Raw genomic sequence first — 13,373 nt, 5'->3', positions numbered from 1 at the left:
GCGACGGCCCCAGCGGTGCTCCGCCGAGGCCGTCGCCGTCTCCTCACCGGCCGGGCTCGGGCATGCCTCCCTCGCCCGGCCGGGAGCCTGTGGTCGCGGCGACCGGATCCCGCGGCGCCTCCCGGCGTGCGCCCGACGGCGCACCCGGGCCCGGGCGGGACGCGGGGCCGCGAGCCCTCGCGGGGCGAACCAGCGCGCGGTGAGCTGGACGATCGGCCCGACACCGAGCGCGTAGGCGATCGTCGCCCAGCCCAGCGTGCCGCCGAGCGCCCAGCCCAGCGACACCACGACGACCTCGATGAGCGTGCGCACGAGGCGCACCGACCACCCCGTGCGCGCGACCAGGCCGGTCATGAGCCCGTCGCGCGGTCCCGGGCCGAGGCGCACCCCGAGGTATGCCGACGTCGCGAGCCCGTTGAGCACGATCCCGCCGACGGCGAGCGCGACGCTCGCGGCCACGCCCGGATCGGGCACGAGCCGCGTGACGAGCGCGATCGCCGGGTCGATGGTCACCGTGATGACGACGACGTTCGCGATCGTCCCGATCCCGGGGCGCTGCCGCAACGGGATCCACGCGAGCAGGGCGAGCACGCTGAGCGATCCGACGACGACGCCGAACGGCAGCCCCGTGCGGCGCACGACCCCCTGGTGCAGCACGTCCCACGGCATCCCGCCCTGCCCGGCGTGGATGAGCATCGCCATCGAGACCGCGTAGGCGAGCAGGCCGAGGAGGAGCTGGACGGTGCGACGGGTGGCGCTCATGCCTGCCATCGTCACGGCGAAGTGGCATCGACATCCATAGCCAATTTCGAGAGAGTGGACCCATGAGCCTCGCCCCGCTCGGGTCGGTCGTCGTCCACCGCCACCTCTCGCCCGCCGCCGCGGCCCGGCTGCTGGGCCGCTGGCACGCGGGCGGCCCCGCGTACACCGCGCTGGCCGACGCGCTGCGAGCCGCCGTGCTCGCCGGCACGCTCGCCCCGCACACGCGGCTCCCGTCCGAGCGCGACCTCGCCGTCGCGCTCGGCGTCTCCCGGACCACCACGGCGGCCGCCTACGGGCGGCTGCGCGAGCTGGGCTTCGCGCGCTCGCGCACGGGGTCGGGGACCGTCGTCGTGCTCCCCCGCGCGACGCGGCCCCGGACCGCACCCCGGGTGCACGGGGGCGACGCCCCGCCCGCACGGGACCCGCACGTCGCACCGATCGACCTCGCCGACCTCTCCCAGGCGACGTCCGCCGCCCCGAGCGGGCTGCACGGCGCGTACTCGCGCGCGCTCGAACGCCTTCCCGAGTACCTGTCGGGAGGCGGGTACGAGCCGTACGGGGTCGGCGTCCTCCGCGAGGCGATCGCCGACCACCACACGCGGCGCGGCACGCCGACGACGCCCGACGAGGTCCTCGTCACGACCGGCGCCCAGCACGCGATCACCACGCTCGCGGGCACGCTCCTCGGCGGCGGCGACCGCGCCGTGGTGCAGTCGCCCACGTACTACCACGCGATGGAGGCGCTGCGGCGCGCCGGGGCACGGCTCGTGCCCCTCCCCGTGGGTCGCGGCGACCGGGAGGCGCAGCCCGGCCGCGACCGGGACGCACCCGGGTTCGACGTCGACCTCTTCGGCTCGACGCTGCGCCAGGTCTCGCCGCGGCTGGTGTACCTCGTGCCCGACTTCCACAACCCGACCGCCTACACGCTGACGGCCGAAGAGCGTGCCGGGGTGCGCGACGCCGCGGCGCGCCAACGCGTCACCGTGGTCGGCGACGAGACCCTGACGGACCTCGACCTCGACGGCGACCCGGATGCCGTCGGACCCGTCGCCGAGCCCTTCGCCGGCGACGGGACCTCGCCGTACGTGGTCACCGTGGGTTCGGCGTCCAAGTCCTTCTGGGGAGGCCTGCGCGTCGGGTGGGTCCGCGCCCACCCGGACCTCGTCGCGCGCCTCGCGCGCACGCGGCAGTCCGCCGACATCGCGACCGCGGTGCTCGAGCAGCTCGCCGTGGTCGAGCTGCTCGACGACGCGGGCAGCGTGCTCGCCGAGCGCCGCCGGACGCTGCGCGCGCAGCGCGACCTGTTGTGCGGGCTCCTGGGCGCGGCGCTCCCCGACTGGCGCGTGCACGTCCCGGAGGGCGGGCTGTCCCTGTGGGTCGACGTCGGCGCGCCGGTCGCCCAGGCGTTCGCCGCCGCGGCCGCCGCGGAGGGGGTCCTGGTCAACGCCGGCCCGACGTTCACCCCCGACGGCGGTGCCGCGGACCGGTTGCGCCTCACGTTCTCGCGCCCGCCCGAGGAGCTGGAGCGGGCGGTGCCCCGACTCGCGGCCGCGTGGGCCCGCGTGGCGGGCTGAGGCCGCCCGGTCCGTCCGCGGCGACGGGGACCGTCAGCGCGAGCGGAGCTCCACGGGCGCGGTCGCCTGCGCGCCGTCGTGCAGGAGCCGCGCGACGGCAGCGCCCTCGGCGGCCAGGGTTCGCCACGTCTCGCCGAGCCACTGCTCGGCGTCGTACTGCGTCGTGAAGACGGGGCTGACGGGCGCGGCGAGGACGCGGCCCTCGGCGTCGTCGAGCTCCCAGACCCACTGCGGCCGGATCATCGTGCCTCCCTCGCCTCGGCGCCCCGCACGTGCTCGCCCGGCTCCGGGTGGCGCACGAGCGACCGGTTGATGCGTGCCGCCCAGAGCGGGCCCTGGTAGAGGAACCCGGTGTAGCCCTGGACGAGGTCGGCCCCCGCGTGCAGGTAGTCGCGGGCGTCGTGCGCGGTCGTGATGCCCCCGACGCCGATGATCGCTCGGCGCGCGCCGAGGCGCTCGCGCAACCGCGCGACGACGGCCAGGCCGCGGGCGCGGACGGGCGGGCCGGACAGCCCGCCGGGCCCGCGATCGTGCCCGATCGTCGTGTTCACGGCGACGACGCCGTCCAGGTCGAGCTCGTCGACGAGGTCGGCGACCGCGTCCACGTCCTCGTCCGCGAGGTCGGGCGCGATCTTGACGAGCAGCGGCACCCGGGCGACCCCCGCGGCCGCGTCGGCGGCCTCGCGCACCGCGACGAGGATCGGGCGCAGCGACTCGACCTCCTGGAGGTCGCGCAGACCCGGGGTGTTGGGCGAGGACACGTTGACCACGAGGTAGTCGGCGTACGGTGCGAGCAGCCCCGCGCTCGTGGCGTAGTCCGCCGCGGCCCCCTCCGCGGGCGTGACCTTCGTCTTGCCGATGTTCGCCCCCACGAGCACGGCACGCCCCGCGCGTGTCGAGCGCAGCGCTGCGAGACGACGGGCGGCCGCCGCGGCGCCCTCGTTGTTGAAGCCCATGCGGTTGCGCACGCCCAGCACGTCGAGCTCGCGCCACAGGCGCGGCTTCTCGTTGCCCGGCTGCGCGTGCGCCGTGACCGTGCCGACCTCGACGAACGCGAACCCGAGCATCGTCAGCCCGCGCACGGCGCGCGCGTCCTTGTCGAACCCGCCCGCGAGGCCGAAGGGCGCGGGGAAGACCTTGCCCAGCACCTCGACGCTGCCCCGGCCCCCGGCCCCACGGCCCAGGTACGGGGCGAGCGCCCCCTGCACGACGTCGCGCAGGACGGGCACGCGGCCGGCGGCGCCGATGAGGTCGAACGCGACGTGGTGCGCGCGCTCGGGGTCCATGCGGCGAAAGACGGCGTCGAAGAGCAGCCCGTACAGGAACGGTCGGCGGCGGGTCATGCGGCGTCCTCCGGGGCGTCGGTGGCGGTACGGGTGCTGGTGGTGCTCGGCGCGGGCTGCGAAGGGGTCCCCGGACGGGTGCGCCAGAGCCACCACAGCCCCACGAAGGGCAGGACGAGCGGCACGTAGCCGTAGCCCTGACCGAAGCCGGACCAGACGGTCGCGCGCGGGAAGGCCTCGGGGTCGGCGAGCGAGAACGCGCCGACGGCGAGCACGCCGACGAGCTCGACGCCCACCGCGACCCACGCCACGCGGCGCGCGACGTCCCCTCCCCGCGCGAGCGCGATCGTCGCGACGACGTACACCGCCGCCGCGAGCGCCGACAACGCGTAGGCGAGCGGCGCCTCGTGCCAGTCGCGCAGGAGCTGGACGGCCGCACGCGCCGTGGCCGCGAGGGCGAAGATCCCGTACACGGCGACGAGGACCCGGCCGAAGCCGGTGTTCGTGCGACGGGCGCGCGGCGTCCCGTCCGGGGCGGCAGGTGCGCTCATGGCGAGGACCTCCAGGTCAGGCGTTCCAGATCTGCCACAGGCGCCACTCGAGGAACGCGACCGTGAGCGCGGCGACCGCGAGCACGACGGAGCTCCAGCGCGAACGCTCCGCGAAGGCCCACAGCGCGGCGACGGGCAGGATGAAGAGGGCGGTCACGAGGTAGCCCCACAGCAGCACGGGGTCGCTCGGCGCGGTCCCGGTGGCGCCGAGCACGCCCAGGACCACCGCCTGCACGACGATGAGCCCCTCGATCACCGCCGCTCCCCAGAGCTGGCGCAGGATCACCGCGCGGTCGCGCGCGACGAACACGAGCGCCCACCCGGCGAGCGCGACGCATGCCGCGACCACGAGCAGCAGGAGGGGAAGGACCACGCGGCCGAGCGTACCGGGGGCGGCCCGCGGCCACGGAATCGGTCCACAGGTCCCGTCGCTCTCACGGGGGCACGGCCGGCGCGCCCGGAGATAGCATCGCGGGGTGGCTGAACTGACCGTCTCCAGCAAGAATCCCGCCGGTGCCAAGGTCGACGCGCTCGTCGTCGGCACCCACACGACGTCCGACGGCGTCGCGATCGTCGGGGGCGACCTGCCCCGCCCGGTGGTCGCCGCCCTCGAGGACCTCGCACCCACGCTCGGCATCACGGGCGCGGCCGACGAGGTCCGCAAGGTGCCCGCCGGGCCGGAGCTCAAGGCCCAGGTGCTCGTGCTGGTGGGCCTCGGTGCCCGCCGCGCCGACGGCACGTTCAGCGCCGAGGCGCTGCGTCGCGCCGCCGGTGCCGCGCTGCGCGCGCTCGCCGGCACGTCGTCGGTCGCCGTCGCGCTCCCTGTCGAGGACGAGGCCGAGCTCGGCGCGGTCGTCGAGGGCGCCCTCCTCGGCGCCTACACGTTCGCGCGCTACCGCACGGGCGAGGCGGCGGCGTCGTCCGCGAGCCGTCCGCCCGCGACCGTCGAGGTCCTCGCCGCGAGCGCGCGCAGCTCCGCGGCCAAGGCCGCCGTGGAGCGGGCGAAGGTCGTCGCCGCCGCCGTCAACGCGACGCGCGACCTCGTCAACGCGGCACCCAACGACCTCTTCCCGGCCGCGTTCGCCGACGTCGCGAAGCAGGCCGTCAAGGACTCCGGCGCCAAGGGCCTCAAGGTCACGGTGCTCGACGACAAGGCGCTCGTCGCGGGCGGCTACGGCGGTCTGGTCGGCGTGGGGCAGGGTTCGGCACGCGGACCACGTCTCGTCAAGGTCGCGTACGCCCCGTCGCGTCCCGCCGCGAAGGTCGCGCTCGTCGGCAAGGGCATCACGTTCGACTCGGGCGGCATCTCGATCAAGCCCGCCAAGGGCATGGAGGCGATGAAGTCCGACATGGCCGGCGCCGCCGCCGTGCTCCAGACGGTCGTCGCCGCCGCGCGCCTCGGGCTCCCCGTGGCCGTGACGGGCTGGTTGTGCCTCGCGGAGAACATGCCGTCGGGCACCGCGCAGCGCCCGTCCGACGTCATCACGATCCGCGGCGGCAAGACCGTCGAGGTGCTCAACACCGATGCCGAGGGCCGCCTCGTCATGGCCGACGGCCTCGTCGCCGCGGTCGAGGAGAAGCCGGACGTCGTGCTCGACGTCGCGACGCTCACCGGTGCCCAGATGGTCGCGCTCGGCAACCGTGTCTCCGCCGTCATGGGCGCCGACGACGTGCGCGCCGAGGTCGTCGCGGCGGCGGACGCCGCGGGCGAGCAGTTCTGGCCCATGCCGCTGCCCGAGGAGCTCGGCGCGTCGCTGAAGTCGAAGGTCGCGGACCTCGCGAACATCGGCGACCGGTTCGGCGGGATGCTGGTCGCTGGTCTGTTCCTCCAGGAGTTCGTCGGCGAGACCCCGTGGGCGCACCTCGACATCGCGGGCCCGGCGTTCAACGAGGGCTCCGCGCACGGGTACACGCCGGTCGGCGGCACGGGCGTCGCCGTCCGCACCCTGCTCGGCCTGGTCGAGGGCCGCGCCCGCCGCTGACCCGGCCTCGCCGAGCAGGGGGGGTCCTGGTCCGTCCGGTCGCCCGGGCGGACCAGGACCCCTGCTCGACCCGGGCAGATCGCCTGGTCGGGGTCAGGAGCTCCGGCGCTGCCGCTGGCGCGAGTTCCAGTCCCGCATGCGCTGCGGGTAGCCGGTGAAGCGGACGTTGTAGACCGGCACGCCCAGCGAGCCGGCGACGTCGAACGCCGTCTTCTCGTCCGGGACGCGGCGCCGCGTCCACTCCCCCGTCGTCGCGATGAGCAGGAGCGTCGCGCCCGTGTCCGGCGTGGGCGGCTCGACGTACGCCTCGACCCCGACGCGCGTACGCACGAAGTCCTGGAGGTGGGCGAGCGTCGCGCGGCGGGCGTCCGACGGCGCGGCGGAGCCGCCGGTCGCGGACGTGGTCGTCGCGGGGCGGCGTGAGAACAGGCTGGACAGCTTGGGCAGCCGAGGCACAGCGGCAGGGTACAGCGTGACCCTGGTCATACGGTGGGCACCGCTGTCTCCAGCGTCACAGCCGAGAGGCCATGGTTTCGATTGGGGAGCCCGTGCCCGAGGTGCCAAGATGGCACCCGGAGAACGTTCACGCACCGTGGGCCGGCGGTTCCGTCCGGCCCGTCGACGTGCCGTGCGCGTCCACCCTCGCTCTCCCCTCGCTGAAGGAGTCGCACGTGGCCGAACCCGGCACACCATTCGACGTCGTCGTCCTGGGCGGAGGCAGCGCCGGCTACGCCACCGCGCTGCGCGCCGCCCAGCTCGGCCTCTCCGTCGCGCTCGTCGAGTCGGGCAAGCTCGGGGGTACGTGCCTGCACAACGGGTGCATCCCCACCAAGGCGCTGCTCCACGCGGCCGAGCTCGCCGACGGTGCCCGCGAGGGCGTGAAGTTCGGCGTCCGCAGCACGTTCGACGGCATCGACATGGGGGGCGTCAACAGCTACAAGGACGGCGTCGTCGCCGGCCTCTACAAGGGACTGCAGGGGCTCGTCTCCTCGCGCGGCATCACGTTCGTCGAGGGCCACGGCCGGCTCGTGTCGCAGGACACCGTCGAGGTCGACGGCACCCGCTACACCGGCCGCCACGTCGTGCTCGCGACGGGCTCCTCCTCGCGCTCGCTCCCGGGCCTGGAGATCGCCGGTCGGGTCATCACGTCCGACCAGGCGCTGCGGCTCGACCGCGTCCCGACGTCGGTCGTCGTGCTCGGCGGCGGGGTGATCGGCGTCGAGTTCGCGAGCGTGTGGAAGTCGTTCGGCGCCGACGTCCAGATCGTCGAGGCGCTCCCGCACCTCGTGCCCAACGAGGACGTGGCGCTCTCGAAGTCGCTCGAGCGCGCGTTCCGCAAGCGCGGCATCAAGTTCTCGCTCGGCGACCGGTTCGCCGGCGTCAAGGAGACCGACTCGGGAGTCACCGTCACGCTCGAGTCCGGCAAGACCTTCGAGGCCGAGCTGCTGCTCGTCGCCGTGGGGCGCGGCCCGCGCACCGCGGACCTCGGGTTCGAGGCGCAGGGCATCACGCTCGACCGCGGGTTCGTCGTCGTCGACGAGCGCCTGCACACGGGCGTCGGGAACATCTGGGCCGCGGGCGACATCGTGCCCGGGCTCCAGCTCGCGCACCGCGGGTTCGCGCAGGGCATCTTCCTCGCGGAGCAGATCGCCGGGCTCGACCCGACGCCGATCGTCGAGTCGTCGATCCCGCGCGTCACCTACTGCGAGCCCGAGATCGCGTCCGTCGGGGTCACGGAGGCCGCGGCGATCGAGACGTGGGGGGCCGACCAGGTCGAGTCCCTCGAGTACAACCTCGCCGGCAACGGCAAGAGCAAGATCCTCGCGACCAGCGGCTTCGTCAAGCTCGTGCGCCGCAAGGACGGGCCCGTCGTCGGCGTGCACATGATCGGCGCCCGCGTCGGCGAGCTCGTCGGCGAGGGCCAGCTCATCGTGGGCTGGGAGGCGTACCCCGAGGACGTCGCCGCCCTGGTCCACGCCCACCCCACCCAGAACGAGGCACTCGGAGAGGCGCACCTGGCCCTGGCCGGCAAGCCTCTGCACGCCCACAACTGACCCCAACGATCGAAGGAGACCAGGCAGGTCATGTCTGAGAACGTGCAGATGCCGGCCCTCGGCGAGTCCGTCACCGAAGGCACCGTCACCCGTTGGCTCAAGTCGATCGGCGACACCGTCGCCGTCGACGAGCCGCTGCTCGAGGTCTCGACCGACAAGGTCGACACCGAGATCCCGTCGCCCGTCGCGGGCGTGCTCGAGCAGATCCTCGTCCAGGAGGACGAGACCGTGGAGGTCGGCACCGACCTCGCCGTGATCGGCGACGGTTCCGGCGGCGGCGACGCCGCGCCCGCCCCCGCGGCGGCCGAGGAGCCCGCGCCCCAGGCCGCGCCCGAGCCCGAGCCGGCGCAGCCCGCCGCGCAGGAGGCCCCCGCCGAGCAGGCCGCTCCCGCGCCGCAGTCCTCCGGGGACGGCGAGGAGATCAAGCTGCCCGCGCTCGGCGAGTCCGTCACCGAGGGCACCGTGACCCGGTGGCTCAAGTCGGTCGGCGACACCGTCGAGGTCGACGAGCCGCTGCTCGAGGTCTCGACGGACAAGGTCGACACCGAGGTCCCCTCCCCCGTGGCCGGCACCGTCCAGCAGATCCTCGTCCAGGAGGACGAGACGGTCGAGGTCGGCACCGTGCTCGCGATCGTCGGCTCGGGCGCCGCCCCGGCCGCGGCCCCCGCGGCCCCGGCCGAGCAGCCCGCTCAGGAGGCCCCGAAGCAGGAGTCCGCTCCGGCCGAGGCGCCGACCGAGGCGCGTACGCCCGCGAGCGAGGCGGACGTCCCCGCTCAGGCCGCGCAGGAGGAGACGCCCGCCCCGGCGACGAGCGCCCCCGCTCCCGCCGCCGAGAAGCCGGCCGCACCGTCGGCCCCGGGCGCGACCCCGGCCCCGGCCGCCAAGACCGGCGGCACGTACCTCACGCCGCTCGTGCGCAAGCTCGCCGCGGACAAGGGTGTCGACCTCTCGACCCTCACCGGCACGGGGGTCGGCGGCCGCATCCGCAAGGAGGACGTGCTCGAGGCCGCGCGCAAGGCCGAGGAAGCCAAGGCAGCGCCCGCCGCTGCCGCACCCGCCGCCCCCGCGGCCGGTGGCGCCCCGAAGAAGGCGTCGGTCCCGGCGGTCTCGCCGCTGCGCGGCACGACCGAGAAGACGAGCCGCCTGCGCAAGCTCGTCGCGAGCCGCATGGTCGAGGCGCTGAGCACGCAGGCCCAGCTCACGACGGCCGTCGAGGTCGACGTCACGCGCGTCGCCGCCCTGCGCAACCGCGCCAAGGCCGACTTCAAGGCACGCGAGGGTGCCAACCTCACGTTCCTGCCGTTCTTCACGCTCGCCGCGGTCGAGGCGCTCAAGGCCTACCCGAAGATCAACGCGACCTTCGGCGAGGACGAGATCACCTACCACGGCCAGGAGAACGTGGGCATCGCGGTCGACACCGAGCGCGGCCTCGTCGTCCCGGTGATCAAGGACGCCGGCGACCTCAACCTCGCCGGCATCGCGCGCAAGATCGCCGACCTCGGCGCGCGCACGCGTGCCAACAAGGTCGGGCCGGACGAGCTCGCGGGCGCGACGTTCACGATCACCAACACCGGCTCGGGCGGCGCCGTCTTCGACACGCCGATCGTCCCGGTCGGCCAGGTCGCGATCCTCGGCACGGGGACGATCACCAAGCGCCCGGTCGTCGTGACGGACGCGGACGGGAACGACACGATCGGCATCCGCTCGACGTGCTTCATCTTCCTGTCCTACGACCACCGTCTGGTCGACGGTGCGGACGCCGCGCGCTTCCTCACCACGATCAAGAACCGCATCGAGGAGGGCGCGTTCGAGGCCGAGGTCGGCCTCTGACGCTCCGCGCTCCCTGACGCTCCTCCGAGAGGCCCTGACCAGCACGGTCGGGGCCTCTCGTCGTCTCCCGCGAGCCGTGCGGGCGTCGAGCGGCGAGAGGTTCCCGGCCACGGGTGCGCGGGACGGTCCTGGGCCCGTAGCGTGAGCCCATGGACATCGTCGTGGCGGGCTCGCACGGATTCATCGGTGCCGAGCTGCTCGAGCGGCTGCGCGAGGACGGCCACCACGTGCGTCGGCTCGTCCGTCGTGCACCGCAGACGTCCGACGAGCACGAGTGGGACCCCGACGCGGGCACCCTGGACCCCCGCGCGCTCGAGGGCGCCGACGCCGTCGTGAACCTCGCCGGCGCCGGGATCGGCGACCACCGCTGGACCACGGAGTACAAGCGCACCCTGGTCACCTCACGGACCCGGACCACGGGCCTCCTGGCCCGGACCATGGCCGGTCTCGACGTGCCGCCGCCCGTCTGGGTCCAGGGCTCCGCCATCGGCTACTACGGCGACCGGGGCGCGCAGGTGCTCACGGAGACGTCGGCGTCGGGCGACGGGTTCCTGGCCCGGCTGGTGCGCGAGTGGGAGGCCGCGACGGCCCCGGCCGAGCAGGCGGGCGTCCGCGTCGTGCACGCGCGGACGGGCATCGTGCTGTCGTCCGAGGGCGGCGCCCTCGGCAGGCTCCTGCCCCTGCTGCGGCTCGGCGTCGGTGGACGGCTCGGCTCGGGAACCCAGTACTGGAGCTGGATCACGCTGCGGGACGAGGTCGACGCGCTGCGGCACCTGCTCACGGCGCCCGTGCACGGCCCGGTCAACCTGTGCTCCCCGCACCCGGCGACGAACGCGGAGATCACGCGTGCGCTCGCGCAGGAGCTGCACCGCCCGGCCGCGCTGGCCGTCCCCGCCTTCGCGCTGCGCGTGGTGCTGGGAGAGATGGCGTCGGACATCCTCGGCTCCCAGCGGGCGCTCCCGACCGTCCTCGAGGCGAGCGGCTTCACCTACTCCGACCCGCTCCTCCAGGACGCCGCGCGCCGGGTCGCGGAGCGTCGCTGACGCGCTGTGCCTCGGCCGCGACCGACCGTCCGCGCACCGCGCCCCGTCATCGCACCTCGGCGACCCGCCACCCGTCGTCGGTCCAGCGGAGCACGAGCACGACGGTGGTGCGTGGCGTCGCCGGCACCTGCAGCTCGCCGTCGTCCGTGCGCTGCCGGTGCGCGCTGACGGCGTAGTCGACCTCGACGACCGCGTCGGCGGGCGACGCTCCCGTCCCGTCCGGCACCGGCGACCGGTCCTCGGCGAGCCGCGCGTCGAAGACCTCGGCCTGCGCGTCGAGCACGTCCACGCCGTCGAGCGCGGCGAGCACCCCGGCGTCCCGGTCCTGCGCCGACGAGCCCGCGACCACCACGGACGACAGGTCGCCCACGCCGGCGGTGAGCAGCGCGAGCCGGCGCACGGTGAGCGCGCGCGCCGCGCCGACGGGGTCGTCCGGATCCAGCACCGCGCCGGCGTCCGCGACCGGCTCGACGGCGGTCGTGGCCCCGCTCGGCGCCGGCTCCCCGACGTCGGGCGTCGTCGTGCGGGACGAGCCGAGGAGGACCAGCAGGACCACAAGCACCGCGCACCCGGCGAGGATCCCCCCGCTCGTCGCGACCGCCCGGACGGCCCGCCGCCGTCGGGCACGGGCACCACGCGCACGTGTTCTCGTGCCGACGCGTGCGCCGTCCCCCACGGATCCGGCCGTCCCGGCACCGGGGCGACCGGGCCGACGACCGCCGAACGCCCCCGCGACGAGACGCGCGGCGTCCGGCATCACGACCGGGCGCGGCTCGACGGCGTCGTAGCACCGGGCGGCGAACGTCCCCGCGGCAGGACGCGCGGAAGGGTCGTCGCGCAGGGCGACCGCGAGCTCGGCGTGCAGCGCGGCGAGATCACGCGCCTCCTCAGGGTCGACGGTCGTCCGGTAGGACGGGTGGCTCGACGCCGGAGCCGGGACGAGGTCGAGCACGAGCCGCGCCAGGTCGCGCACGTCGTCCGCCGGCGCACCGCTCGAGGGCGTCAAGGGCGCGCGCAGCACCGCACGACCGCTCGACGCGACCACGACCGACGCCGCGTCCAGGCACCCGTGGACCCGGCCGTCGCGATGGAGCGCCGCCAGGCCCTGGGCCACCGGGACCAGCACCGTGATCGCCTCCGCGGCCCGGAACGGTTCCCGAGCCGCCGCGAGCTCGTCGAGTCGTAGGCCCTCCACGTGGTCGGTGAGGACCACGAGCGACGACTCCCCCGCCTCTAGGACGCCGTGCACCGCGACGAGGTGCTCATGGGGCTCGGAGAGAGCATGCAGGTGCTCGACGAGCGCGGCACGGCCCCCCGGTCCTTGGGGAACGTCCAGCCGCGCGACCTCGCACACCGCCCCGGAGTCGTCGTGCGCCACCACGCCGCCTGCCGCGCCGGGCTCCCGCCGAACCGACCACCCGGCGGCACCCAGCACCGGCACCAGGTCCCCGACGGTCTCCACGGGCGGTCGGAGACGGCGCGACGTCGACAACGGCATACCTCATCTCACCGCACGGAGGACCCCGACGTGCCGTTGTCCACAGGCCGGATCGCGGGCCGGTGCTGGGTCACGAGCGCGCGCTCGAGCTCCGGCCCGCGTCATCGCTGCGCGGCACCCGCTCGCTCTCGATCCCGCGGGTCGGTCGGCGGCATGCGCTCGCCCTCAAACCCGCGGGTCAGGCCCGCGGCATGCGCTCGCCCTCAAACCCGCGGGTCAGGTCCGCGGCGTGCGCTCGCCCTCAAACCCGCGGGTCAGGCCCGCGGCGGGGGTGGGCTCGGAGCTCGGGGCTGCGGCGCCGTCACCTCGGTCGTTCGGCCGTGGGTTCGTGGAGCGCCGCTCTGACGCCCCTTCGCCTCCGAGCCCACCCCCACCGCTCGGCCGTCGGCCCACCATGGCCTGACAGGCCGACCAGGCGGTCCCGGCGGGCCGAACAGGTGACCACGGCTCGTCAGACACCCAGGCCCAGCCCGACCACCCGCTCGGCTGACGTCGCGACGACTCGGCGTGGCCTCCAGGACGGCCGGGTCGGGTCGCGACGGTGACGCGACCCACGACCCACGACCCACGGCCGCGGCGCAGCGGCGCCGGCGCGGCGGTCCGGCGGCGCGGCGCTGCCGTGCGGCGACCGGATGCGGCAGAGGAAGCCTGCCGGCGAGGCCGGCACCGCGGGCGGTCGTCCGGGGTGTGCGACGACCAGGGCGAGACGACGTAGGGCGGGGTGGGTGGTGGTGCCGCGTCGTGGCGGGCCTGGCGGGAGCCGCGAGGAACGAGCGGCGGATGGTAGACGCGGCAC

The 13,373-nt window shown here is 75.4% G+C and carries 11 protein-coding genes and 1 pseudogene; 5 read left to right on the top strand and 7 right to left on the bottom strand.

Features of this window, described 5'->3' with window-relative positions; translation table 11 throughout:
* Window positions 1-252: 252 nt before the first annotated feature.
* A pseudogene (locus JN535_RS21735) lies at window positions 253-696 on the bottom strand (YczE/YyaS/YitT family protein); the annotation flags it as partial.
* Window positions 697-824: 128 nt separating this feature from the next.
* Between JN535_RS21735 and yczR the strand changes: the two are divergent.
* Entirely contained in the window at window positions 825-2,336 is a 1,512-nt protein-coding gene (yczR, locus tag JN535_RS05000) for a MocR-like transcription factor YczR (protein WP_205203204.1), read from the top strand.
* A gap of 33 nt (window positions 2,337-2,369) precedes the next feature.
* On the opposite strand, the gene JN535_RS04995 is transcribed toward yczR, so the two are convergent.
* Genes JN535_RS04995 through JN535_RS04980 form a run of 4 tightly spaced genes read right to left on the bottom strand, consistent with a single transcriptional unit; the run spans window position 2,370 to window position 4,543 of the window.
* Window positions 2,370-2,579, bottom strand: a complete 210-nt coding sequence (locus JN535_RS04995) for a hypothetical protein (protein ID WP_205203202.1) — start codon at window positions 2,577-2,579, stop codon at window positions 2,370-2,372.
* Window positions 2,576-3,679 (bottom strand): quinone-dependent dihydroorotate dehydrogenase, encoded by a 1,104-nt coding sequence (locus tag JN535_RS04990; protein WP_205203200.1) that lies wholly within the window; start codon window positions 3,677-3,679, stop codon window positions 2,576-2,578. Before JN535_RS04990 ends, JN535_RS04995 begins: the two co-directional genes overlap by 4 nt.
* The gene (locus JN535_RS04985; RefSeq protein WP_205203198.1) at window positions 3,676-4,170 is read right to left on the bottom strand and encodes a hypothetical protein; all 495 of its coding nucleotides are present in this window, start codon (window positions 4,168-4,170) and stop codon (window positions 3,676-3,678) included. The genes JN535_RS04990 and JN535_RS04985 overlap by 4 nt, the downstream gene beginning before the upstream one ends.
* A 16-nt stretch (window positions 4,171-4,186) precedes the next feature.
* Window positions 4,187-4,543, bottom strand: a complete 357-nt coding sequence (locus JN535_RS04980; protein WP_205203196.1) for a hypothetical protein — start codon at window positions 4,541-4,543, stop codon at window positions 4,187-4,189.
* Between the two features lie 103 nt (window positions 4,544-4,646).
* On the opposite strand from JN535_RS04980, the gene JN535_RS04975 reads away from it, so the two are divergent.
* Complete coding sequence (locus tag JN535_RS04975) at window positions 4,647-6,152, top strand: leucyl aminopeptidase (protein ID WP_205203194.1); 1,506 nt, start codon at window positions 4,647-4,649, stop codon at window positions 6,150-6,152.
* A 93-nt stretch (window positions 6,153-6,245) separates the two neighbouring features.
* On the opposite strand, the gene JN535_RS04970 is transcribed toward JN535_RS04975, so the two are convergent.
* Complete coding sequence (locus tag JN535_RS04970) at window positions 6,246-6,599, bottom strand: oxidoreductase (protein WP_240200685.1); 354 nt, start codon at window positions 6,597-6,599, stop codon at window positions 6,246-6,248.
* Between the two features lie 224 nt (window positions 6,600-6,823).
* Between JN535_RS04970 and lpdA the strand changes: the two genes are divergently transcribed.
* The 3 genes from lpdA (at window position 6,824) to JN535_RS04955 (ending at window position 11,079) form a co-directional block, all read left to right on the top strand.
* Window positions 6,824-8,206, top strand: coding sequence for a dihydrolipoyl dehydrogenase (lpdA, locus tag JN535_RS04965; protein WP_307868247.1), 1,383 nt, complete (start codon window positions 6,824-6,826; stop codon window positions 8,204-8,206).
* Window positions 8,207-8,236: 30 nt separating this feature from the next.
* Window positions 8,237-10,036 (top strand): 2-oxoglutarate dehydrogenase, E2 component, dihydrolipoamide succinyltransferase, encoded by a 1,800-nt coding sequence (gene sucB, locus JN535_RS04960; protein WP_205203190.1) that lies wholly within the window; start codon window positions 8,237-8,239, stop codon window positions 10,034-10,036.
* 149 nt (window positions 10,037-10,185) lie between these two features.
* Complete coding sequence (locus JN535_RS04955) at window positions 10,186-11,079, top strand: TIGR01777 family oxidoreductase (protein WP_205203188.1); 894 nt, start codon at window positions 10,186-10,188, stop codon at window positions 11,077-11,079.
* A 46-nt stretch (window positions 11,080-11,125) separates the two neighbouring features.
* On the opposite strand, the gene JN535_RS04950 is transcribed toward JN535_RS04955, so the two are convergent.
* Window positions 11,126-12,457, bottom strand: coding sequence for a hypothetical protein (locus tag JN535_RS04950; protein ID WP_205203186.1), 1,332 nt, complete (start codon window positions 12,455-12,457; stop codon window positions 11,126-11,128).
* Between the last annotated feature and the right edge of the window lie 916 nt (window positions 12,458-13,373).

It is taken from the genome of Cellulosimicrobium cellulans, assembly GCF_016921195.1.
GTDB lineage: Bacteria > Actinomycetota > Actinomycetes > Actinomycetales > Cellulomonadaceae > Cellulosimicrobium > Cellulosimicrobium cellulans_F.
Note: the sequence above shows the minus strand (reverse complement) of the source record. Positions and strands in the feature narration are given on the sequence as shown.